The 23,743-nt window shown below is 65.6% G+C and carries 19 protein-coding genes; 13 read left to right on the top strand and 6 right to left on the bottom strand.

Features of this window, described 5'->3' with window-relative positions; translation table 11 throughout:
* Positions 1-42: 42 nt before the first annotated feature.
* The 4 genes from SPR01S_RS07255 to SPR01S_RS07240 all read right to left on the bottom strand — a co-directional run bounded on the left by SPR01S_RS07255 (position 43) and on the right by SPR01S_RS07240 (position 5,639).
* A complete protein-coding gene (locus tag SPR01S_RS07255) occupies positions 43-1,581 on the bottom strand; it encodes an ArnT family glycosyltransferase (protein ID WP_169803392.1) in 1,539 nt (512 codons plus the stop codon).
* 294 nt (positions 1,582-1,875) lie between these two features.
* Entirely contained in the window at positions 1,876-3,279 is a 1,404-nt protein-coding gene (locus tag SPR01S_RS07250; protein ID WP_245661908.1) for a cell wall hydrolase, read from the bottom strand.
* A 138-nt stretch (positions 3,280-3,417) separates the two neighbouring features.
* A complete protein-coding gene (gene cysK / locus SPR01S_RS07245) occupies positions 3,418-4,338 on the bottom strand; it encodes a cysteine synthase A (RefSeq protein WP_066587194.1) in 921 nt (306 codons plus the stop codon).
* Positions 4,335-5,639: an MFS transporter gene (locus SPR01S_RS07240; protein ID WP_066587192.1), complete on the bottom strand. Its 1,305-nt coding sequence runs from the start codon at positions 5,637-5,639 to the stop codon at positions 4,335-4,337. The genes cysK and SPR01S_RS07240 overlap by 4 nt, the downstream gene beginning before the upstream one ends.
* Positions 5,640-5,806: 167 nt before the next feature.
* On the opposite strand from SPR01S_RS07240, the gene pdhA reads away from it, so the two are divergent.
* The 11 genes from pdhA to trxA all read left to right on the top strand — a co-directional run bounded on the left by pdhA (position 5,807) and on the right by trxA (position 20,544).
* The gene (pdhA, locus tag SPR01S_RS07235) at positions 5,807-6,853 is read left to right on the top strand and encodes a pyruvate dehydrogenase (acetyl-transferring) E1 component subunit alpha (RefSeq protein ID WP_066587190.1); all 1,047 of its coding nucleotides are present in this window, start codon (positions 5,807-5,809) and stop codon (positions 6,851-6,853) included.
* 1 nt (position 6,854) lies between these two features.
* Positions 6,855-8,273 carry a pyruvate dehydrogenase complex E1 component subunit beta gene (locus SPR01S_RS07230; RefSeq protein ID WP_066587188.1) on the top strand — a complete coding sequence of 473 codons (1,419 nt, stop codon included), beginning with the start codon at positions 6,855-6,857 and terminating at the stop codon, positions 8,271-8,273.
* A 138-nt stretch (positions 8,274-8,411) separates the two neighbouring features.
* The gene (locus SPR01S_RS07225) at positions 8,412-10,754 is read left to right on the top strand and encodes a PAS domain-containing sensor histidine kinase (protein ID WP_066587186.1); all 2,343 of its coding nucleotides are present in this window, start codon (positions 8,412-8,414) and stop codon (positions 10,752-10,754) included.
* A 49-nt stretch (positions 10,755-10,803) separates the two neighbouring features.
* Positions 10,804-11,052: a type II toxin-antitoxin system CcdA family antitoxin gene (locus tag SPR01S_RS07220; protein ID WP_066587183.1), complete on the top strand. Its 249-nt coding sequence runs from the start codon at positions 10,804-10,806 to the stop codon at positions 11,050-11,052.
* Entirely contained in the window at positions 11,052-11,348 is a 297-nt protein-coding gene (locus tag SPR01S_RS07215) for a CcdB family protein (RefSeq protein WP_066587180.1), read from the top strand. The genes SPR01S_RS07220 and SPR01S_RS07215 overlap by 1 nt, the downstream gene beginning before the upstream one ends.
* Entirely contained in the window at positions 11,348-11,788 is a 441-nt protein-coding gene (gene tsaE / locus SPR01S_RS07210; RefSeq protein WP_066587178.1) for a tRNA (adenosine(37)-N6)-threonylcarbamoyltransferase complex ATPase subunit type 1 TsaE, read from the top strand. The genes SPR01S_RS07215 and tsaE overlap by 1 nt, the downstream gene beginning before the upstream one ends.
* Positions 11,785-12,756: an aminoglycoside phosphotransferase family protein gene (locus SPR01S_RS07205; protein WP_174531879.1), complete on the top strand. Its 972-nt coding sequence runs from the start codon at positions 11,785-11,787 to the stop codon at positions 12,754-12,756. Before tsaE ends, SPR01S_RS07205 begins: the two co-directional genes overlap by 4 nt.
* Positions 12,753-13,526, top strand: a complete 774-nt coding sequence (locus SPR01S_RS07200) for a nucleotidyltransferase family protein (protein ID WP_066587169.1) — start codon at positions 12,753-12,755, stop codon at positions 13,524-13,526. The genes SPR01S_RS07205 and SPR01S_RS07200 overlap by 4 nt, the downstream gene beginning before the upstream one ends.
* A gap of 254 nt (positions 13,527-13,780) precedes the next feature.
* Entirely contained in the window at positions 13,781-16,756 is a 2,976-nt protein-coding gene (gene addB, locus SPR01S_RS07195; protein ID WP_066587163.1) for a double-strand break repair protein AddB, read from the top strand.
* Positions 16,737-20,159, top strand: coding sequence for a double-strand break repair helicase AddA (gene addA, locus SPR01S_RS07190; RefSeq protein ID WP_066587161.1), 3,423 nt, complete (start codon positions 16,737-16,739; stop codon positions 20,157-20,159). Before addB ends, addA begins: the two co-directional genes overlap by 20 nt.
* Before the next feature lie 61 nt (positions 20,160-20,220).
* Positions 20,221-20,544 carry a thioredoxin gene (gene trxA, locus SPR01S_RS07185; RefSeq protein ID WP_066587158.1) on the top strand — a complete coding sequence of 108 codons (324 nt, stop codon included), beginning with the start codon at positions 20,221-20,223 and terminating at the stop codon, positions 20,542-20,544.
* A 93-nt stretch (positions 20,545-20,637) separates the two neighbouring features.
* Here trxA and SPR01S_RS07180 read toward each other — a convergent pair whose 3' ends face one another.
* Together SPR01S_RS07180 and argJ are read right to left on the bottom strand one after the other, a co-directional pair.
* Complete coding sequence (locus SPR01S_RS07180; RefSeq protein ID WP_066587155.1) at positions 20,638-21,249, bottom strand: glutathione S-transferase family protein; 612 nt, start codon at positions 21,247-21,249, stop codon at positions 20,638-20,640.
* 5 nt (positions 21,250-21,254) lie between these two features.
* The gene (argJ, locus tag SPR01S_RS07175; RefSeq protein WP_066587151.1) at positions 21,255-22,481 is read right to left on the bottom strand and encodes a bifunctional glutamate N-acetyltransferase/amino-acid acetyltransferase ArgJ; all 1,227 of its coding nucleotides are present in this window, start codon (positions 22,479-22,481) and stop codon (positions 21,255-21,257) included.
* A 95-nt stretch (positions 22,482-22,576) separates the two neighbouring features.
* Here argJ and SPR01S_RS07170 point away from each other — a divergent pair, with 95 nt between their 5' ends.
* Entirely contained in the window at positions 22,577-23,290 is a 714-nt protein-coding gene (locus SPR01S_RS07170) for an energy transducer TonB (protein ID WP_084251012.1), read from the top strand.
* Positions 23,291-23,453: 163 nt separating this feature from the next.
* On the top strand, positions 23,454-23,711 hold the full coding sequence (locus tag SPR01S_RS07165) for a hypothetical protein (protein WP_066587145.1): 258 nt from the start codon (positions 23,454-23,456) through the stop codon (positions 23,709-23,711).
* Positions 23,712-23,743: the final 32 nt, after the last annotated feature.

Raw genomic sequence — 23,743 nt, 5'->3', positions numbered from 1 at the left:
GCGTTCTTTCCAACCCTCTCCCCTGGCGGGAGAGGGGAATTCTTAGCGTAGCCGCTGCTCGACCAGGATCGGGTTGCGGTAGTGTGGACGTATAAGCCGTAACAGCCACGGCGTTGGTCGCTCCAGATAAGCGACCTCGCGATAGGCGGGGTCGCGCGGAAACGGTTCAGAACCGTCCAACATCGCGCTGTCGATCAGGCGGAGGCGGTAGGCGCCGACCGCCGGCTCGGCCGCGGTCAGTTTGCCCGCCATGCCGAGCCGGGCCAGCGGATAGGAGGCGCGGCCGACGATATGCTCCTCGGCACTATATTGTCCGGGATGCGCCGCCATATAGGGCACGATCACCTTTGCTTGCCAGCCTTGGTCGGGCGCGACGGCGATGGTGATGCCGCCGCCCAGCAGAACCAGGCCGAGCAGGATCGACACGCGCCGCCTCAACCGGGGTATCGCCAACGCCGCATCGAGATAGAGTGCGAAGCCGATCGTCGCGGCGGCGAGCACGAAAAGGTAATAACGCGGCTGCGGTCGTAGTGTGAACACCCAGGTGACGGTCACATAGCTGGCGACGGCGAACAGCAGCAGCAACAGGGTCGATATGTTGGGCCGTGGGATCGTTCGATCGCGGAAGAATGGCAGCGCGCTCAGTGCCCATCCCAGGATGACGAAGCCGAATGCGGGATCGATCAGGAAATCGCCCAGCGGATTGATCGCCCAATGCAGGCGTGTCGGCCCCGCCGGGATCCATCGGCTGGCGAGATCGGGATTGAGAAAGGGACTGCCCGAATAAGTCTTGCCGACCATATGATCGCTGGCGATCAGAACGTGGTGCTTGTCGACGTGCAGGCGATAGAGCGGGTCGCCCGTCATCGCCCATAGCCAGGCATTGTCGATCACTAGCGGCAAGACGAAGCCGAGGCCGAGCAAAAGATAGGCGCGGCGCGGCATTGCCTGATCACGCAGGAATGCCCAGCCGTAGAAAAGCAGCACGAATGCCGCCGTCTCGCGCGTTTGCACCGCGCAGCTGAGCATGAGTCCGGAGAAGAGCGACCATGCGAGCGCGGCGCCGCCCGCCGAGCGGCGGGCATTGAGGAATGCCCAAATCGACATCGCGCCGAACGCGAGTTCGAGCATTTCGGGATAGCAACTGGTGCCCATGGCGTGGATCACCGGCGACAGGATCACCAGCACCAGCCAAAGGATCGCGGCGCGCGTTCCGGCGAACCGCAGCACTGTCGCCACCGTCACGCCGACGAACAAGGCGTAGAACAATCGCGGCACCAGTAGCAGCGAGTCGATCGACGGGCCGAACAGGTGGAACATTGCCGTGATCGACAGGATCAACGGGTGCCGCAGCGCCCAATGCGAAGTGCCGATCTGCGGACCGTGCGCGTACCAGCCGAGCGCGATATCGAGATATTGCTGATCGTCGCTCGGCCCCCCGGCGAAGCCCGCCGGGTGAAAGAATAGCGACATTTCCGCAAGAACTATCGAGAACGCGATGAGCTGCGCCGCATTGGTCCGATAGCGTGGTGCAGCCGACACGCGACGTGCCGCCCTCATGCCCGAGGTTAAATCATGCATCCGAATAGCGCCCTGACATAAGCAACTCGTCCCAACGCGGCGGTGTCCCTGAACCATCGCCGCGCGCATTGTGACGCCCCGAAGGAATGACGTTGCGGAGCGCGCCCAACATCATTCTTCGGATGAAATAGTCGGAAAGGGCTGGATGTTCCGGGCGGGGAGCCTCCCAAGTGCACCCGCGTCGATGAGCTGACCCAAGATCGTGACGGTCGAAGTGTCTTCAGGCGCGTTTATGGCCGGGAAAACGTTTCGCGGTCGCCGTGATCGGCACTCGCCGCTCGCGATCGGAAAGGGTTATGGCCGTTCGGGAAGCGACGCAGTGGGGCGCGGTGCCGGCGTCGCGGCCGCTTTGGGCAGGGGCGCACTATCACCCACCTTGCGACGGACGCCGTTCAGGCCGTCGGGTGCGACCGCGGGAGTCGGCTTTACCGAGAAAGTCATGGTCGGTGGCGCCACGCCCGGCTTGCCCGGCGCCGTGCCGGTCGCCGGAGGCGGGGTGAGGGGGCGCGTGCCCGGCGGAGGCGTGGTCGTCTGCGGCAGGCCCAGCACCTGCAACTTCATGCACTCGCCCTTGGACGGCCGCTTGAATTGGGCGCAGTTCCACAGCGCCTTTTCGTAGCCGTGCGCCTTGTCGCGCAGATAGCTGAACGACATCGTTGCGATCTGCGCTTGACCAAGCGGCAGGTTGGCCGGGGTGTGCGCCTTGTCGGTCCACGCCATCAGCTTGCAATAATCGCGTGCGCCGCACGCCTTGGTCGCCACCGCTGGGAAGGAATCCGCACCGGCGCGAGCATCGAGCGTGACGAGGAAGCTGTTGGGATCGATCGACAAGGGCGAGCCAGCTGCTTCCCCGGCGGTGGGCGCGCCGTTGATCTCGGCCGGATTGACGTTGGCGAGGTCGACTTCGCCGACATGCGCGCTCGACAGACCGCCCAAGGCGGCGATGTTCGGTTCGGATCCCGAAACCGTCCTGAGGAAAGCGGCGGGCGTTCCCCACCAGCCGGTCCAGCGGAAGAACAAATGCGTTTTCACCGTCGCGATCTTGTCGAGGCTCGCGCTCCAATAAGGCACGACCCAATCGGTGTGGTAATGCGTCGCATAGCCGACCTTGGCGTAGACCGAACCGTTGAGTGCCGCGATCGCTACTTCCCGCGCGCGCTTCCAGGCCGCGGGACTGGGGCGCCAGCGGGACAGCGCGCCGTCGCAAGAGAAACTGAACTGGCAACCGGTGCTCCGGTCCGATCCCTGGAATACCACGCCGCAGACGGACTTGGGGAAAGCGGGATGACGGACGCGGTTGAGCACGACTTGGGCGACCGCGCGCTCGCCCTCGGTGTCGTCGCCCGCTTCGTAGAGTTGGGCGACGGCCAGGCAGTCGATCGCGCGCAGACGCGCGTCGGTCGAGCCGGAAAATATGAACGGCCGAGCAGGTGGATTGGGCAATGTCGAAAAGGGAACGTCGGCGTTGAACGCCTTGGCGTCATCGGGGTCGACCGACTGGAACTGGACCGGCTCGACCGGCGGCAATTCGGTCGGGGGAACGACTCGCTGCGGCAGAACCGCTACGCCCTTGGGAACGGGGCGCACTGGCGGCATCATCGTGACGATCGCGACTGGAATCGCGACCAGCAGAATCGCCACCGCGCCCAGGATCAGGCGCAGCACAAACGAGGGAGTACGGGTCGGCGGTTCGATCAAAGGTATACCTGTGGAGGTGGCGCGCTTTCACCAGCGCGAAGTCGCGCGGGCGCAGGCCTTTAGCGCAAAGCGTCCGCTGCCGAAATCCCGAAGGCCAGTTTTGTTCCCCCAAAACGGGCCTTTTTCGTAACCCGGAGCTCAGCTTTCAGGGAGGAAGTCGGGTACCGACAGATAGCGTTCCCCAGTATCGTAATTGAATCCGAGCACGCGCGTGCCAACGGGAAGGTCAGGGAGTTTCTGCAGGATCGCGGCGAGCGTCGCGCCCGAGCTGATCCCGACCAGCATCCCTTCCTCCCGAGCCGCACGGCGGGCCATGTCCTTGGCGACACCGGCGTCGACCTTGATGACACCGTCGAGCGCCTGGGTATGGAGATTGGCAGGAATGAAGCCGGCGCCGATCCCCTGGATCGGGTGCGGGCCGGGCTGGCCGCCCGAAATGACAGGGGACGCATCGGGTTCGACCGCATAGACCTTGAGGTTCGGCCAGGTCTTTTTCAGCGTCTCCGCGACACCGGTAATGTGCCCGCCGGTGCCGACACCGGTGATCAGCACGTCGATCGGGGAATCGGCAAAATCGCTGAGGATTTCTTGAGCCGTGGTATGGACATGGACATCGATGTTCGCAGGGTTTTCGAATTGTTGCGGCATCCAAGAATTGGGCGTCTGCTCGATCAGTTCGAGCGCACGCTCGATCGCGCCCTTCATGCCCTTTTCGCGCGGCGTGAGGTCGAAGCTCGCGCCATAAGCGAGCATCAGGCGGCGACGTTCGATCGACATCGATTCTGGCATCACGAGGATGATCTTGTAGCCCTTGACCGCGGCGACCATCGCCAGGCCGACGCCGGTGTTGCCGCTGGTCGGCTCGATGATCGTGCCGCCAGGCTTGAGCTTGCCGTCGCGTTCGGCCGCCTCGACCATGCTGAGAGCGATACGGTCCTTGATCGAGCCGCCGGGGTTGGAGCGCTCCGACTTGATCCACACTTCGCTGTCCGGGAACAGTCGCTGGACGCGGATGTGCGGTGTGTTGCCGATCGTTTCCAGGATGGTGTTGGCCTTCATGGCTGTATCACTCCGTGTTCGGGGGCACTTTCGAGGATTTCGGGCGGGTCGAACGACTTTGCAAGTCTGAGTTCGGGGAACAGTCGCGACCAGAGCAGGGTGATGACGATACAACCGATCCCGCCGAACACAACCGCGCCGACTGGCCCCAAAAGTGAGCCGAGCAGCCCGCTTTCGGCTTCCCCCAATTCGTTCGAGGCCGAGATGGTAAGCTGCGACACGGCGCTTACACGCCCACGCATCTCATCGGGCGTGTGGAGCTGGATCAGCGACGATCGGACATAGACCGACACCATGTCGGCACAGCCTGCGACGATCAGGCCAGCCAGCGCGAGATAGAAAGCATGGCTCGGAAGGATCAGATGCGCGGTGCCGAACGTCAGGATCCCCAGCCCGAACACGACAACGGCGATCAGCATCTTGAGCCCGACATTGGTCTTCATCGGACGGAATGAGAAGAATAGGGCCGTGGACGTCGCGCCGATTCCCATTCCTGCGGCGAGCAGGCCGAGACCCTGGCTCCCGACATGCAGGATGTCGCGCGCGAACACCGGCAGCAAGGCGGTCGCGCCTGCAAGCAGCACCGCGAACAGATCGAGCGTAATCGCTGCCAATACCAGACGGTTGTGCCGGACGTAGCGGAAGCCCTCGACGATGCGATGGAGCGGGCGATGATCGGCTTGCGCCTGCGGCTGGGGCACCTTGCCGATCAGGAAGATCATTCCGAGCGCGATAAGGAAGAGCGCGGTCGACGTGCCATAGGCGACGTCCGGGTGAATCGCGTAGAGGAAGCCGCCCAGGCTGGGGCCGACAATTACGCCCACCTGCCAGGCGATCGAGCTGACCGCGATCGCGGTGGGCAGCACCTCGCGTGGAACCAGGTTTGGGGCGAGCGCGGAATAGGCCGGGCCCGAAAAAGCGCGTGCCAAGCCGATCATCACGGCGGCGAGGAACAGCACTGGCAGGCTCAATGCGTGAATCCAGGTCAGCGTGCCGAGCATCACCGTCGTCGCCACCAGCAGCGCGGTCGTGCCCCGGACGATCCAGCGGCGGTCGAACGTATCGGCGACCAGCCCGACGATCGGCGTCAGCACGAACAAGGGTACGAACTGCGCCACCCCGATCATGCCGAGCAGGAAGGTCGCTTCCTTGATGCTGAGATGGTGAGCGTCTCGCGCGATGCTGTAGACCTGCCAGCCGATGATGATCGACATGGCCGATAGCGCGACCGTTCCCGCGAAGCGCGACAACCAATAGGCGCGAAAATTGGCGATGCGGAAAGGATGGTCGGCGGGGAACATCCGGCTTGCCTTAGGCGGAGCGTCCCGCATTCCGCAACCGTGGCATTGCTTGTTGGTCATGAAGTTATCGTGCGGATTGCCAATAGCGCAGCGCACGATTGAAAAGCGCAACAGGTCCGGCCTATAGGCCGCCCTTTCTCCCCCTACGGAAACGAGGTTTCCCCATCGTGGCAAAAGCCCCAGCGCGCGCCAAGAGCGAGCCCCCAGTTAGCAACCGTCCGCGGCCCGACGAGCCGCAGCCCTATCCGGCGTCGAAGGAGGAACTGCTCGAACTGTACAAGCAGATGCTGCTGATCCGCCGCTTCGAAGAGAAAGCGGGCCAGCTCTACGGCCTCGGCTTCATCGGCGGCTTCTGCCACCTCTATATCGGTCAGGAAGCGGTCGCGGTCGGGCTGCAGTCGGCGCTCGACGGTGAGAAGGACAGCGTGATCACCGGGTATCGCGATCACGGTCACATGCTCGCTTACGGCATCGACCCCAAGCTGATCATGGCCGAGTTGACCGGTCGTGCCGCCGGCATCTCGAAGGGCAAGGGCGGGTCGATGCACATGTTCTCGACCGAGAAGAAGTTCTACGGCGGGCACGGCATCGTCGGGGCGCAGGTGTCGCTGGGCACCGGTCTTGCCTTCAAGCACAAATATTCCAACGATGGCGGCGTCTGCCTCGCTTATTTCGGCGACGGCGCGGCCAATCAGGGCCAGGTCTACGAATCGTTCAACATGGCCGAGCTGTGGAAGCTTCCGATCATCTATGTGATCGAGAACAACCAGTACGCCATGGGCACCAGCGTCAACCGCGCCTCGGCCGAAGACCAGCTTTATCGCCGCGGCGAGAGCTTCCGCATTCCCGGCATCCAGGTCGACGGCATGGACGTGCTGGCGTGCCGTGGTGCTGCGGAAGAGGCGCTGGCCTGGGTCCGCGCGGGCAAGGGACCGCTCATCCTCGAGATGAAGACCTATCGCTATCGCGGCCACTCGATGTCCGACCCGGCCAAATATCGCAGCCGCGAGGAAGTCCAGGCGGTGCGCGACAAGTCCGACCCGATCGAGCACGCCAAGGCCTTGCTCGAGAAACTGGGCGTGAAGGAAGACGAGCTGAAGACGGTGGAAGCCGCGATCAGGAAGCAGGTGAACGAGGCGGCGGACTTCGCCGAGCAGACGCCGGAGCCCGAACCGGGCGAGCTTTATACCGACGTGCTGGTGGAGTCGTACTGAGATGGCGATCGAGATCAAGATGCCGGCGCTGTCGCCGACGATGGAAGAAGGTACGCTCGCCAAGTGGCTCGTCAAGGAAGGCGACACGGTCAAGTCGGGCGACATCATGGCCGAGATCGAGACCGACAAGGCGACGATGGAGTTCGAAGCGGTTGACGAAGGTACGATCGCGCAGATCCTGATCGCCGAGGGCACCGATAACGTGAAGGTCGGCACGGTCATCGCGACCCTGGCTGTCGAGGGCGAGGAAGTATCGAAGACGGCGCCCGCTCCGGCCCCTGCGTCCACCGCGCGGGCTGAAGAGCCCGAGGTCGCGCAGGAAGCGGCCGAGAGCGGTGCGCCGGAGCCTCACTTGGTCGAGACCGGTGCGCGCCAGATGTTCGAAGCGGCCAAGCACGACGCCGAAGTCGCCGACCCGGAGGTCCCCGCCGGGACCGAAATGGTCAAGCTGACGTTGCGCGAGGCGCTGCGCGACGCGATGGCCGAGGAAATGCGCAAGGACGACCGCGTCTTCGTGATGGGCGAGGAAGTCGCGCAGTACCAAGGGGCGTACAAGGTCACCCAGGGCCTGCTCGACGAATTCGGCGACACGCGGGTGATCGACACGCCGATCACCGAATATGGCTTTGCCGGCGTCGGCACGGGCGCGGCGATGGGCGGCCTGCGCCCGATCGTCGAGTTCATGACGTTCAACTTCGCGATGCAGGCGATCGACCACATCATCAATTCGGCGGCCAAGACCAATTACATGTCAGGTGGCCAGATGCGCTGCCCGATCGTGTTCCGCGGTCCCAATGGTGCGGCCAGCCGTGTCGGCGCGCAGCACAGCCAGAATTACGGTCCCTGGTATGCCAGCGTTCCTGGCCTGATCGTGATCGCGCCGTATGACGCGCAGGACGCCAAAGGCCTGCTCAAGGCAGCGATCCGCAGCGAGGATCCGGTCGTCTTCCTCGAGAACGAATTGCTCTACGGGCGCACCTTTGACGTGCCGCAGGTCGACGACTGGGTGCTGCCGATCGGCAAGGCGCGGATTATGCGCGAGGGCAAGGACGTCACGATCGTCAGCTATTCGATCGGCGTCGGGATCAGCCTGGAAGCCGCCGACGAGCTGGCCAAGGATGGCATCGAGGCCGAAGTGGTCGATCTGCGCACGTTGCGCCCGCTCGACCGCAAGACCGTGCTCAAGAGCTTGGCCAAGACCAACCGTATCGTCGTGGTCGAGGAAGGCTGGCCGACTTGCTCGATCGCCTCCGAAGTCGCGGCTTTCGTCATGGAGGAAGGCTTTGACGACCTCGACGCGCCCGTGCTGCGCGTGACCGACGAGGACGTGCCGTTGCCTTATGCCGCGAACCTGGAAAAGCTCGCGCTGATCTCGTCCGCCAAGGTCGTCGAGACGGTCAAGAAGGTCTGTTATCGCTGATATTGCCGTGATCGGCCCGATCCCGTTCGGGTCCCGCTTGTCGAATGCCTGCTCTTCTCTCTACGAAGATGCAGGCGCTCGACGGGTGAGGCGCGAACGGGATTAGTTCGGACTGGTGATGATCGGGGGCCGCTTCTGATGGTGTCGACCACGACCCTCGGGCTTGTCGGGGCGGCGCTCGCTTTGGCAATCGTCGCGACCTGCTGGATCCTGTACGCCGGATTGCGTGCCCGCGCGGCAGCCGCGGCGACGCTGGCGGGCAATGACAAGCTGAACGCGCTGTTGGCGTCCGCCCCGGCACTGGCGATGGTGGTGCGCGCCGATGGCCGGCTCGAATTGCCGGATCGGCTGGCCGACTGGCTGGGGCTGGTGCCGCCCCCCAAATATCTGGCGGAGCTGGTATCGCCAGGCACCGGCCTGACCAGCGAGGACGCGGTACTGCTGAGCGACGCGGTCACTGCGGCACAGAAGGCCGGCGAGCCGTTCGTGCTGACCATCCGGCCGCAAGGATCGACGCGCATGCTATCGGTGCGCGGCCAGCGCGCGCCGCGTGAAGTGGGGTCGCCCGGCGGCGTGGTCGTCTGGTTCTTCGATTCGACCGAAAGCCAGGCACAGATCGGGCAGTTACGCGACGAAGCCACTGACCTGGGCCAGGCGTTCGCGGCGCTGCGCGGGCTGATCGAGGCGGCACCTTTGCCGATGTGGTATCGCGGACCCGACATGCGACTGGCGATGGTCAATTCGGCCTATGTCCGTGCGGTCGAGGCGAGCGACGCCAAGGATGTCGTGACGCGCCAGGTCGAATTGATCGAAGGGTCGGGGATCGGCGGCCCGCTGGCCAGCGCGCTCGTCGCGCGTGATACCGATCGCCCAAACGTCCAATCGATGCCCGCGACGATCGGCGGCGCGCGGCGTATGTTGCGGATCCACGACGTGCCGCTACCGTCGCCGCCAGGCGGTGTTGCCGGGTTCGCGATCGATATCGAGGATCTCGAGCAAGCGCGCGGCGGGATGAAGCGATTCTCCGACGCCCAGCGTGCGATGCTCGATCGGCTGTCGGCGGGCGTCGCGCAATTCGCCGCCGATCGCAGCCTCGCTTTCTGCAATCAGTCGTTCCAGCGCATGTTCGCGATGCGCAGCGAATGGCTGGCGGATCGCCCAGAATTCGACCGCGTGCTCGAGCGGATGCGCGAGGCGAATCGTCTCCCTGAGGTGCGCGATTTCCCTGGCTGGAAGGCGGAGCGACGCGACTGGTTCCTGGCGGCGACCGGCGCGATCGAGGAAACCTGGACCCTGCCGGGCGGCGTGCACCTGCGGTTGGTCGGCAATCCGCTGCCCGACGGCGGTCTGCTGCTGATCTTCGAGGATCGTACCGAACAGGTCCAGCTGGCCAGCGCGCGCGATACCTTGCTCCGCGTCCGCACCGCCACGTTCGACAATCTGTTCGAGGCGCTGGGCGTGTTCGCGGGCGATGGCCGCCTGCAGATCTGGAACAACAAATTCCGCCAGCTGTGGGAATTCGACGAGGAGTTCCTGACCAGCCATCCCCGGATCGACGCGCTGGTCGAGAAAGGCTCCGCCCGGCTCGCACAACCGGGCAGGGCGAGCGTCATCGCCGAGATCGTGCGGTCGGCGGCGGTCGGGCGGCAACAGCGAGGCGGCCGGGTCGCCTTCGCCGACGGACGCCATTTCGAATTCGCCGGCGTGCCGCTGCCCGACGGCAATGCGCTGTTCACGATGCTCGACATCTCCGACAGCCGGCATATCGAACAGGCACTGCGCGACCGCAACGAAGCACTGGAAGCTGCCGATCAGGTCAAGACCGCGTTCGTCGCCAACATGAGCTACGAATTGCGCACCCCGCTGACCTCGATCCAGGGCTTCGCCGAGATGCTGGGCGAGGGGTATGCCGGCAAGCTAAGTAAGCAGGCCGATTCCTATGTCGATGCGATCCTCGAATCGGTCGCGCGATTGGCGGCTTTGGTCGACGACGTGCTCGATCTGACCGAGGCCGATCAGAACAAGATCGAGCGGCTGACCGTCGACCTGGAAACCACGGCGTACAACGCCGCGGAGACGATCGCGCCGATCGCCAAGCGCAAGAAAGTCGATTTCGCGATCGAGGTCGCGCCGTCGACCGGAATGGTGAAAGGGGACGCCAAGAAACTGCGCCAGATGATCGAACACCTCCTGCGTCACGCCGTCGGCGGGATCGGGGAGGGCGGACGCGTGCTGCTCCATACCGATGGCGATGTCCGGACGGCACGGATCGTCGTGTCGGACGATGGACCGGGGATGATCCCCGATGCGATCGAGCATGCGTTCGATCGGTTCGGCGGACACGCGGCGCGCGACGATGACCGCGCATTGGGGCTGGGCCTCCCGATCGCGCGGCAATTCGCCGAGGCGCATGGCGGGACGATCCAGTTACTGTCCGAGCCCGGCGAGGGAACATTGCTGATCGTGGAACTGCCGCGATAGCTTGCGCCTCGAATTCGATGCGCATAATCTATGCGCATAGGAGGTTGTGATGGCCCGAGTCCGCGAAGATCGTTCCGCATTCCGGCGTCCCACTAACGTGTCACTCGACGCCGAACTGGTGGAGGAAGCACGCGCGCTCGACATCAACATTTCGCGCGCCTGCGAGGAAGGGCTCGACCGTGTGGTGCGCGAAGAACGTCGCAGGCGTTGGATCGAAGAGAATCGTGACGCCATGGAAGCTTATAACGAATTTGTACGCGAACATGGGCTTCCGCTGGCCAAATACCGCATGTTCTGATGGCAAGGTTCGACGTCTACAAACGAGCGGGTGAGCCGCTGTTGCTAGACTGCCAGACGGATTGGTTGGACTATGTCGAAACGCGATTGGTCGTGCCGCTGGTGCCGCCCGACGCGATCAGGCGACGGATCGACAGACTGAACCCCATATTCCAGATCGCCGATGAAGAAATGATCATGATGACACCGCTCATGACAGCCATATCCGTCAGCGAACTTGGACGCCGCGTGGCAAATCTGAGCGAGCAGCAGGACGCGATCATGAACGCGATCGACATGCTGCTGAGCGGCTTTTGATGATCCTGCCGGACGCAGCAGCGACCGAATCATTCGGTGCGCGCTTGGCGGCAGTCGTCCGACCCGGTGATGTTATTACGCTATCCGGCCCTCTTGGTGCCGGCAAGACGAGTATCGCTCGCGGCCTGCTCGGCGCCTTGGGACTCGAAGAGGAAGCCCCGTCGCCGACCTTCGCGATCGTCCAGCCGTACGCGCCGCCCGAGACGCGGCTGCCGGTGATGCATGTCGACCTCTACCGCATCGAGCATGTCGAGGAACTCGACGAACTCGGGCTCGACGAAGCGCGCGAGGACTCGGTCCTGCTGATCGAATGGCCCGAGCGCGCGCCCGGCCGATGGTCCGATGCCTTGGCGTTGACCTTGGACTTCGCACCCGATGGCGGACGCCGCTTGACAGCAACCGTGCCCACGGCATGGGAGGGGCGATGGCCCTTGACATGAATCCACCGGCGGGGACCGCCGATTTCCTCGCCAAACTGGGCTGGGGAGAGGGCGATGTGCTGCCGCTCGCCGGCGACGCCTCGTTCCGCCGCTATTTCCGCGTTGCCGATCACGGCCGCAGCGCGATCCTGATGGATGCGCCGCCGCCGCATGAGGATCCGCGCCCGTTCATCGAAGTCGCGCAATGGCTGGTCGCGCGAGGATTCCCTGCGCCGGCGATCTTCGGCACCGATCTGGAACAAGGTCTGGTGCTGATCGAGGATTTCGGTGACGCCCGGATGCGCGAAACGGTCGATGCCGCACCCGAAAGCCTGTTGCGGATGTACGAGGCGGCGGTCGACATCCTGATCCGCTTGCGCGGCGAACCCGCGGGGCCGTGGCGGCCATACGATCGCAAGGAATTGCAGCGCGAAGCCGATCTGCTGACCGAATGGTATTGTTCGGCGGTCGGCGTGACGGTCGATACCGAAGGATACGCCGAAGCCTGGGGAGAGGTGTTCGAGCATGCGCTGGCGCCCGAGCCGGTGACGGTGCTGCGCGATTATCATGCCGAGAATCTGATGCTGATCGGCGGTACCGAAGCGCTCGGCCTGCTCGATTTCCAGGACGCTTTGGCGGGTCATCCGGCCTATGATCTGGTGTCGTTACTGCAGGACGCGCGGCGCGATGTCGAACCCGAGATCGAAGCGGCGATGCTCGACCGTTATCGCCGCGTGACCGGCGCGGGCGACGATTTCGATGCCGCTTACCATGTGCTCGGCGCGCAGCGGAACGCGAAGATCGTCGGTATTTTCACCCGGCTGTGGCGGCGCGATGGCAAGCCGCGCTATCCGGCAATGTGCCCTCGCGTGTGGCGTTATCTGAACCGCGATCTTGACCATCCCGCGCTGGCGCCGGTCAAAGCGTGGTTCGACGCCAACATCCCCGCCGACCTGCGCGGCGACCCGATGGAGATCGCTCGCGCATGACCGCGAAACGCACCCCGAACCGTACGCTGTCGCTGCGACCGGACCCGGGCGGGACGGTTCCCGAGACCGCAATGGTTATGGCTGCGGGTATCGGCAAGCGCATGCGGCCGCTGACCGCGACGCGGCCCAAGCCGTTGATTCAGGTCGCGGGACAGCCCTTGCTCGATCACGTATTCGACCGCCTGCGTGCGGCGGGGATCAAGCGCGCGGTGGTCAACGTCCATTATCTCGCCGACGCGCTCGAAGCGCATCTCAAGAATCGTGTGAAGGGTATCGACGTCGTCATTTCCGACGAGCGCGATCAGTTGATGGAAACCGGCGGCGGGATCGTGAAGGCGCGCGAGTTGATCGGCGACAAGCCGTTCGTTGTCGCCAATGCCGACAATCTGTGGGTCGATGGACCGGCCGATACGATTAAGCTGCTTGCGTCGCGCTGGGATGACGATGCGATGGACGCGCTGTTGCTGGTGGTTCCGCTGGCGCGCGCGCACAATCATGGCGGACTCGGCGACTTCCACCTCGACGCCAATGGCCGCATCACGGGGCGCCGCAAGCCAGGCAGGGTGGCGCCGTTCGTTTATACCGGCGTCCAGATCCTGTCGCCGAGGGTGATCCACGATTGGCCGGAAGGGCCCTTCTCAACCAATATATTCTGGAACCGCGCGATCGAAGCGGGCCGCGCTTATGGTTTCGTCCACCAGGGGTTGTGGTTCGACGTCGGCACGCCGCCGGCGATTGCCAAGACGGAAGCGCTCCTGATCGATGCTTAGGGGCCAAACTCATGGCCGCCAAAGGCCGTGATCGGGCGCAGCTTTTTGCTGGCTAGGAGCGCGGCGCAGCGCGGGCCAGCTGGCCCACGCAAGCAAGCGACGCCGTCCAGCGAAAAGCTGCGCCCGACCCCTGTGGGGCGGGCGAAATCCGCTGCAGCGCGTCGTCGCTCGTCGGTCACGATGCGCTTCGGCATCGCTCCTTCCTCGCTTCTAGCTCTGCAGCGGATTTCGCTCCGTCACGGCCCTTGGCGGCCATGAGTTTGGCCCCACAGCGCGGCCTCGCGCTTTATACGATTCCAGCGCAGCGTGCTTTTGCCGATGCGCTAGTTGCCGGGCTGATGAAGCGGTTCGGCGACGATCCGATGCGGCTCGCGCGCGGAGTCGTGTTGCTGCCGAACAATCGCGGGCGGCGTGCCGTACAGGACGCATTCGTCCGCGCTAGCGGCGGCGGCCTGTTGCTGCCACGGCTGGTGACGATCGGCGACCCCGCGCTCGACGAGGCGGCCGGGGCGATGCTTGATCCGGCTGACGATCTCGAGCTGTTACCGCCACCGGTCGATCCGCTGGCGCGGCGGATGGTCCTGGCCAGATTGGTCAGCGAGGAGCGCGCGCGACAGGGTGAGCCGGTTGCCGCCGACGAAGCGGTGCGTCTGGCCGGCGCTCTGGCACGAACGCTCGACCAATTGCTGGTCGAGGAAGTCGCGGCGGCGAAACTTGCCGAGCTCGACGTCGGGCGCGAATTGACCAGCCATTGGGAGCGCGCACTCGACCTGTTCCGCATCGTCATCGACCGCTGGCCGGCGGAATTGGCTCGGATGGAGGCGATGGACGCGGCGGCGCGGCGTGCGATCATGCTGCGCCGGTTGGCGGTGCGCTGGAAGGAGACGCCGCCGGCGGGTTTCGTCTGCGCGGCGGGAATCACCGACCCGGCGCCGGCAGTGGCCGCCTTGTTGCGGCGTGTCGCCGAGCTCGACCAGGGATTGGTCGTCTTCCAGGATCTCGCCATCGCGATGCCGGCCGAGGAATGGGACGCGCTTGGGCCGCACGAGCCGGATGCCAGCGGGTTCAAGGCGCGATCGATCGAAACCCATCCGCAATTCCAGTTGAAGCTGCTGCTCGAACGGATGAGCGCAGGGCGCGGTGAAGTGCGGACCTGGCGCGAGGGCAGCGATCACGACGCATCCGTCGCGCGTGGCAAGGCGATCGCCAATGCTTTTGCTCCCGCCGAATTCACCGGCAAGTGGACCGATCTGGAGGCGCCCGACCGGCGATTGACCGGGATTCGTGCGGTCGAACTGGCGACCCCCGCCGACGAAGCACAGGCGATCGCGCTGGCATTGCGCGGCGCGTTGGAAGTCGAGGGGCGTACCGCTGCCCTGGTCACGCCCGACCGCGCGTTGGCGGAGCGCGTCGCGGCGCATTGTGCGCGCTGGGGGATCGATGTCGACGATACCGCCGGCCGCCCGCTCGCGACGCGTGCGCCCGGCACGTTGTTGACGATGATGGCGGAGGCGGCGGCGCAGGACTTTGCGCCGCTGGCGCTGCTGGCGCTGCTCAAGCACCCGCTCGTCCAGAGCGGGGAACCGCGGACCTTGTGGCTCGATGGCGTGCGCGCGCTCGACCGCGCCCTGCGTGGGCCGCGCCCGGCACCCGGGCTGGCCGGCATCGACGCGCATCTGCTCGACGGTGACGAGCGCGAGGCGCCGATTCGCGCGGCGGCGCGGCAGGTCTGGCCGGAAATGCGCGGCTTACTCGAACCCCTGGCGCGCTCCTTCGGCAATGGCGCGCAACCGCTGGCTGCAATGATCGCTACGCTGCTAGAGACCGCGGAGGCCCTTTGCGGTTTCGCGGTCTGGGCGGGGCCGGCGGGGCGCGCCGCGGCCGAATTGCTCGCCGATCTCGAACTGCGCGCAGCGGATGGGCCGCCCCTGGTCGATCCGGCCAGCGTCGCGCCGCTGCTGGGCACCTTGATGGAGGAAGTCGCGATTCGTCCTCCGCAGGGCGGGCATCCGCGGCTGGCGATCTATGGCCTGATCGAGGCGCGCCTTCAGACCGCCGACCTGACGATCCTCGGCAGTTTGAACGAGGGTACCTGGCCGGCGATCGCCGCCCCCGATCCTTGGCTGGCGCCGCGCATCCGCACCGAACTGGGGTTGCCGGGGCTCGATCGCGGCATCGGCGTCGCGGCGCATGATTTCGCCAATGCCCTGGGCGCGCCCGAAGTGCTGATCACACGCGCGCGCCGCGACGGGCGATCACCAACCCTGGCGTCGCGCTTCTGGCTGCGGCTCGAAGCGCTGGCGGGGGATCGCTTCGTTCGCGATCCCGATCTCGCTTCATGGGCAGCGACGATCGACAATCCGGGCATGCACGAGCCGGCGTCGCGGCCCGAGCCGTCACCCGCGGTCGAGGATCGGCCGCGCCAGATCTCGGTGACCGAGGTCGATCGGCTCAAGGCCGACCCCTATGCCTTTTACGCACGGCGGATGCTGCGGCTGGGGGCGATCGATCCGGTCGACGCCGAACCAAGCCCTGCCTGGCGCGGCAATCAGGTTCACGCGATCCTGGAAAGCTGGTTCCGCGAGGATGGCGCCAATCCCGAAACCTTGCGCCCACGAGCAGAGGCCTTGCTGGGCGATGTGCGCACGCATCCGATGATCCGGGCATTATGGGGGCCGCGCCTGATCGAAGCGGTCGACTGGATCGCGCGCGAAGTGTCCGATCGCGCCGGCGAACGGAGCATTCTTGCGGTCGAGGGCAAGGGCATTTTGCAGTTGGCCGGAGTCGAACTGTCGGGTCGGTTCGACCGGATCGACCGGCTCAACGATGGCGGGCTGGTGGTGGTCGACTACAAGACCGGACAGCCGCCCTCGACTGCGGCGGTGCGCGCGGGCTTCAGCCTGCAACTCGGCTTGCTCGGCATGATCGCCGAGGCGGGCAAGTTCGCCGGCGTCGCGGGCAAGGCCGAGGGCTTCGAATATTGGTCGCTTGCGCGCAATCGCGCCGGCGGTTTCGGTTATGTCGATTCACCCTGCGACCCGAAGAAGAAGGACCCGATCCCGGCCGACGAATTCGTTGCCGAGGCGCGGCGCAATTTCACCGAGGCGGCGGACGTGTGGTTGACCGGCGGGGCGCCGTTCACCGCTAAGCTGAAGCCTGAATATGCGCCGTTTGGCGATTACGACCAATTGATGCGCCGCCACGAATGGTATGGCCGTGAGCAGCGCTGACTCGATCCTCCCGCGGCTCGTCGACGAGCAGGCGCGCGCCAGCGACCCGTCGGCGCATGTCTGGCTCGCGGCGTCGGCGGGAACGGGCAAGACGCAGGTGCTGGCGGCGCGCGTCTATCGTCTGTTGCTCGGCGGGACCGATCCCGGCGCGATCCTCTGTCTGACCTTCACCAAGGCAGGTGCCGCGGAAATGGCAGGGCGGATCAACCAGCGCCTGGCGCGTTGGGTGCGGGCGTCCGAGACCGACATTCGCGCCGATCTCGCCTCGCTAGGCGAGCGCGCCACCCCGGCGCTGATCGCGCGGGCGCGAACCTTGTTCGCCAAGGTGCTCGACGCGCCGGGTGGGGGGCTGCGCATCCAGACGATCCATGGCTTCTGCCAGTCGCTGCTTGCTGCCTTTCCCGTCGAAGCGGGACTGACGCCAGGGTTCCGGCCGCTCGAGGCGCGCGAGGAATCGGCGCTGGCGCGCGAGACGCTGGCGCAATTGCTGGTCGAGGCCGAGCGCGAGGGGCGCGACGGTGCCGTACGGGCGGTCGGCGCGCTGAGCCTGCGACTCGGCGAAGAGGGCGCGGAGGCTTTCCTACGTGCCTGTGCGCGTGCCCCGGCGGCGATGGCGGCGCTGCCGATGGGTGAAGGGGTCGGTCCATATGTCCGCCGTGCCCTGATCGGAGTCGACGATGTCGAGGCGGCAATCGCTGACGGCTGCGCTCAACTGGACGACGACCTGCTCGGAAGGTTGCGCGACTGCAATCGGGCGTGGGGCACCAAGAGTGGGCTGGCTCGGGCCGACATCGTCGAGGAGTGGTTGACGAGAAGCCCCGAGCAGCGGACCGCGACGCTCGACGAATTGCACGGCGTCTGGGCGCGGCAGGACGGCGAATTGCGCTCGTTCGCCAAAGGGCAGGCACCGCAGGACGAGGATTATGCGCCGACCGCGGCCGATTGCCACGCGCAGGTTTCCCGCCTGATCCAGATGCGCCATCTGGCGGACTATGCCGACCTGCTGGCGGCTGGGCTCACTATCGGGCGCGATTATGCCTTCGCCTATCGCGCTGCCAAGCGCCGGATCGGCGCGGTCGATTTCGACGATCTGATCGACGCGGCGGTCGCGCTGCTGCGCCAAGACGGGATGGGAGACTGGGTTCGTTTCAAGCTCGACCGAGCGACCGATCATGTCCTGATCGACGAGGCGCAGGATACCAATCTGCGCCAATGGGAAATCGTCGACGCGATCGCGAGCGACTTCTTTTCCGGCCTGGGAGCTCGGGGCGAACGGCGGCGGACGCTGTTCACGGTCGGCGACTATAAGCAGGCGATCTTTGGCTTCCAGGGTACCGATCCGCTCAATTTCCGCTGGGCGGAACGGCATTTCCGTGACCTCGCCGAGGTGACGAGCGACATCGGAGAGATCGAGCCGACGCCATTCGAGCAGCTCGCATTGACCTCCTCGTTCCGCTCGACCCAGCCGATCCTCGATTTCGTCGACGCCGCGATCGGTGTGCTGCCCGGCGGTGGCTTGGGGGTGGACGACAACCAGCGGCATGCGAGCAAGGTCGAGGGCCCGGGCCAGGTCAATTTGTGGGCACCGACTCTCGCGGGCGAAGAGGATGAGGGCGAGGAAGGCTGGGTCACCGATGCGGTGCGCGCCCACGCGACGCGGATCGCCGCCCAGGTCAAGGCGTGGCTCGATCCGAACGATCCGCTGATCCTGGAGAGCAAGGGCCGCCCACTTCGCCCCGAAGACATCATGATCCTGGTCAAGCGCCGCGGCGAGCTAGCCTCGCTGATCGTCGCACGGCTTTATGCCGAGGGCGTGCCGGTCGCGGGAGTCGACCGTCTGCGGCTGACCGCGCCGCTCGCGGTACAGGATTTGCTCGCCGCGATCCGCTTCGTATTGCAGCCGCAAGACGACCTCGCGCTGGCCAGCTTGCTGGTCTCGCCGCTGATTGGCTGGAGCCAGGACGAGCTGATGCGCGCGGCCATGAAGCGCCGCGGCGGATTATGGACTCACCTCCAGGCCACACAATCTGCCGAGCGGATCGCGCCGCTCGCCGCAATGCTGCGGCGCGCGGATTTCACCACGCCCTACGTCTTCCTCGAGGAGATGCTTACGGGGCCGTTAGATGGGCGCCGCAAGCTGATCCGGCGGCTGGGGCAAGAAGCACGCGATCCGATCGACGAACTGCTCAATGCTGCACTGGAGTTCGAGCGCGTCGCGATCCCGTCGCTGCAGCGCTTCCTCGACTGGTTCGATCGCGGCGATGTCGAGATCGTCCGCGATCCGTCGCAGCCGCTCGACGCCGTCCGGGTGATGACTGCGCATGGCGCCAAGGGGTTGCAGGCGCCGCTGGTGATCCTTGCCGACGCCACCGCCGATCCCGAGGCACGGCCACGCTCGACACTCGACTGGCAGGCCGATCAGGACACCAAGCTGCCGGTGTTCCGCCCGCGCAAGGAGCAACGGTCGGGCGTTTTGGCCGAGGCGATCACGACCGCCGACGCCCGCGAACTCGCCGAGCATTGGCGATTATTCTATGTCGCCGCGACGCGCGCCGAAGAGAGACTGGAGATAGCGGGTTCGTTGGGACCGCGATCAAAAGGCGTGCCGTCCGAAAATAGCTGGTATGCGGCAGCGGAAGCGGCACTCTCGGCGCTTGGTGCGGCGGAACGCGAGGAGGGGCCACGGCGCTCGTTCGCCGGCCACGATCCTCAGCCGCCGGTCAGGACGCGGCCGTCGCGCGCCGCTGAGACGCATATCGTCGCTTTGCCCGATTGGGCGTTCCAGCCTGCTCCTATCGAGGCGCGGCCGCCACGGCCGCTCGCGCCCTCCTCGGTCGGCGAGGACGATGTGTCCGACCCGCCGCCCTCGGCGGCGATGCGGACGGCAGCCGAACGCGGCAGGCTGATCCATGCCTTGTTCGAGCGATTGCCTGCCTTGCCGCGTGATCGCCGCGCAACGGCCGCCGATCGCTGGCTGGCGGCGGTCGGGCAGGTCGCCGACGAGTCCATGCGGAGCGAATTGATCGCGACCGTGATGGCGGTGCTCGACGACCCTGCGCATGGCGATCTGTTCGGCACGAATTCGCTTGGCGAGGCGCCGATCTCCGCAGTCGTGCCCGGCGGATATGTTATCGCGGGAACCGTCGACCGGCTGCTGGTCGAGCCGGACCGCGTCCGCGTGATCGATTTCAAGACAGGCCGCCGCGTGCCGCTCGGGCTCGACGAAGTGCCGGTCTTCCATCTGCGCCAGATGGCGGCTTATGCTGAGGCCCTGCGCGTGATTTTTCCCGGACGGCGGATAGAGGCCGCATTGCTCTACACGGCGGCGGCCCGTCTTTTCGATTTGCCGGAGGCGGTGCTCGCCCCTCACAAGCCGGGCTTTGCCGCGATGGAGCAAAGCTAGGGTCAGACCCGTTGAGCAAGCGCATCGCTGCGCCTACATTCGGCTGCAAAGGAGATTCCCCATGGCGACCAAAAAGATCACCGACGACAGCTTCCAGGCGGACGTGCTTAATTCCGACAAACCCGTGCTGGTCGATTTCTGGGCGGAGTGGTGCGGTCCGTGCAAGATGATCGGCCCGAGCCTCGAAGAGATTTCCGAAGAGCTGGGCGAGCAGGTGACGATCGCCAAGCTCAACATCGATGACCATCCTGACGCCCCGGCACGCTATGGCGTGCGCGGCATCCCGACCATGATCCTGTTCAAGGGCGGCAGCCCGGCAGCGACCAAGATCGGCGCCGAGCCGAAGGGCCGGATCAAGGCATGGCTCGAGGGCGAACTCGCTTGAGCTGAGGCAGCGTAACAATAAGGGGCCGTACTCTCTTGGGTGCGGCCCTTTTCTTTTGCCGTTCGCTCTCCCGCTTGCGGGCGAGGGGTGATGTCACGTCAGCGGGATCATCACCTGACTGGCGTAACCGGGCCGCGATTGCAGGCGACGGTACCAATCGGTGACGTTTGGCAGATCAGGCCGTTCGATGCCGAGCGTGAACCAGGTATGCGCATAGACGCCCATCGGCACGTCGCCGACACCGAAATCCTCGCCCGATAGCCAGGGCGTCTGGGCGAGATAGCGGTCGAGGATCGCCATTCGCTCACCGCAACGCTGCGCCGATCGCGCGACCGCAGCCATGTCGCGCTTGTCGGGCGCGACGCGCACGAGGTTGACGAAGGCGTCGAGCTGCACCGGTGCATAGCCGTTCTGCCACTCCATCCAGCGATCGCCGAGGGCGCGCAGTTGCGGTTCGTCGGGCCACCAGCGCACGCCGCCATGGCGCGCGGCGAGATAGCGGAGGATCGCGTTCGATTCCCACAGGATGAAGCCGTCATCGTCGATCGTCGGGATCAGGGCATTGGGATTCATTGCCAGATAGGCGTCACTCATCCCGAATTGCCCGCCTACGTCGTGGCGGACGTAGGAAATCCCCAGTTCCTCGGCGAACCAGGCGACCTTCTTGACGTTGTGCGAGTTGAGCCGGCCCCAGATCGTCAGCACGGTCGTCAGCTCCTGTAATCGGCGTTGATCGAGATGTAGCCATGCGTGAGATCGCAGGTCCACACCGTGGCTCGCCCGTCACCCAGGCCGAGATCGACACCGATGTCGATCTCCTTGCCCTTGAGATGCGCGGCGACCGGCGCCTCGTCATATCCTTCGACCGCGAGACCGTTCAGCGCGACCTGGGTCTCGCCGAAGCGGATCGCCACGCGGTCGCGCTCGGCGGGCTCGCCGGCCTTGCCCACCGCCATCACGACCCGCCCCCAATTGGCGTCCTCCCCGGCGATCGCGGTCTTGACCAAGGGCGAGTTGGCGATGCTCAGGGCGATGCGGTGCGCGCTGGCGTCGCTTTCGGCGCCGGTCACTTCGATCGCGATGAACTTGGTGGCGCCTTCGCCGTCACGCACGACAAGATGCGCGAGCTGGAGACAGAGGTCGTTGAGCGCCGCAGCGAAGGCATCGGCGCCGGGATCGTCGTCATGCGCGATCGCGACATTGCCGGCAGCGCCGGTCGCGAAGGCGAGGACGGTATCGCTGGTCGATGTGTCGCTATCGACCGTGATGCACGAGAAACTGCGCGTATTGGCGCGCGCGAGCGCTGCCTGCAGCCAGGCGGGATCGACCGCGGCGTCGGTGAAGATGAAGCCCAGCATCGTCGCCATGTCGGGCGCGATCATGCCCGATCCCTTGATGATCCCGACCAGGCTGACCGGCTTGCCGTCGACCACCGCGCGCGTCACCGCCGCCTTGGCGAACGTATCGGTGGTCATGATCGTCGCGGCCGCGTCTTCCCAGTCGCACGGCTCGGCGGTGAAGGCGGCGGCGAGCCCCGCTTCGGCCTTGTCGAGTGGCAAGGGCACCCCAATCACCCCGGTCGAGGCGACAAACACGTCCGACGGCTGACAGTCCAGATGGCGGGCGACACTGGCGACAAGTCCTTCGACCGCGTGGCGTCCGCGATCGCCGGTAAAGGCGTTCGAATTGCCGGCATTGACGACGAGCGCGCGAGCGCGGCCCAGGACCAATGCGGCGCGGCACCAATCGACTTCGGGCGACGCGCAGCGACTCTTCGTCAGCACGCCCGCGACGGCCGTGCCGGGCGCCAGCTCGACATAGGTCAGGTCGCAACGGTCCCAGGTCTTGTACTGCGCTTTCGCGACACGGCGCGTGATCCCGGCAATGTCGGGCAGATCGGGAAAGGCGGCGGGGGCGAGGGGAGAGCGGTCGGTCATGGCGGCTCTCATAGAGAGGTGCGCCGCACAGGCAAAGGCGGCGGTGACAAGTCGGGTCGGGTTGCTCTATCTTGGCGCCGACTGGGGAGAATAATATGCGTATTGCCGTCGTTTTGGCATTGGCCGCCTTCGCGTTTCCAGGCGCTGTTATGGCGCAGGATGATGACGAGCCAATTCCAACGACCAAGCCGATCGGCAATCCCGGCAGCTGGATTCCCCAGGACGGCTATCCGCCGGCAGCGCGCGCGTCGGGTGAGCAGGGTCGCGTCAGCTTCACTCTTTCGATCGACGACACCGGGCGGGTGACTGATTGCAAGGTCACCAAGAGTTCCGAATCGCCCTTGCTCGACGAGACGACGTGCAATTTCATGACCGCCAATGGCCGGTTCGAAGTGCCGCGCAACAAGAAGAACAAGCCGACGACGAGCAAGTGGAGCTCATCGATGATGTGGAAGCTGGAGAGCCCGCCGCCTCCGCCGGAGTCCAGTGGCGCGCCCTCGACGGCCGCTGTCACGCCGCAGCCGGGCAGCCCGGTAACTCCGCTCCAGAATCCGGGCAGTTGGGTCCGCGACGCCGAGGTTCCGGCATCGGCTAGGAAGGGGAGTGGGACCGTCTCTGTGCGCCTCGACGTGGCACCCAGCGGGATGGTTTCCGGTTGTACAATCATCAAGAGCGACGCGTCGCCCGCCCTTAATGCGGCTACGTGTGCGATGTTCACCCGCAACGGCCGGTTCAAGCCCGCCCGGGATGCATCCGGCAAGGCGATTGCTTCGACTTACACGGTACCCGGAATTCATTACACTTTTTGACAGGCAAACTACCGGCGCGGTTGGCGATTGTGAACGCGCGCGCCTTAACAAACCACGGTCCTGCAAGCTGGAAGCAAGACAGAGGTATTGAGAGTATTTGATAGACCTTTGGCTGACGCGACCCTATGTCACCGTCCGTCATAATCGATGAAGTAGCGCTCGCTTGAACCTGCTCCTGCTCCTGTCTGCCTTGTTGTCCGCCTTGAGCGGCACTGGTGGCGCACGTGCGGCGCAGGTGCCGACCACGCTTAGCAGCGCGGTGGTGGCGACGGCCGTCAAGGCGACTGCCGAAGTGCGGCGCCAGGTCGCGGCGCGACCGATCCAGGCGATTGCCGGGCCGGCCCATGCCGTGGTCCTGGCGTTACCCGTATTCGCGTTGTCGGACTCAGTCCCTGCCTTTGCGAGCCGCCGGCGCGAATAGCGCCCGCCCAGCCACATCCATTCGTAATCGTT

It is taken from the genome of Sphingomonas pruni NBRC 15498, from assembly GCF_001598455.1.
Lineage (GTDB): Bacteria > Pseudomonadota > Alphaproteobacteria > Sphingomonadales > Sphingomonadaceae > Sphingomonas > Sphingomonas pruni.
This window is presented reverse-complemented; position numbering and strand designations above follow the sequence as displayed.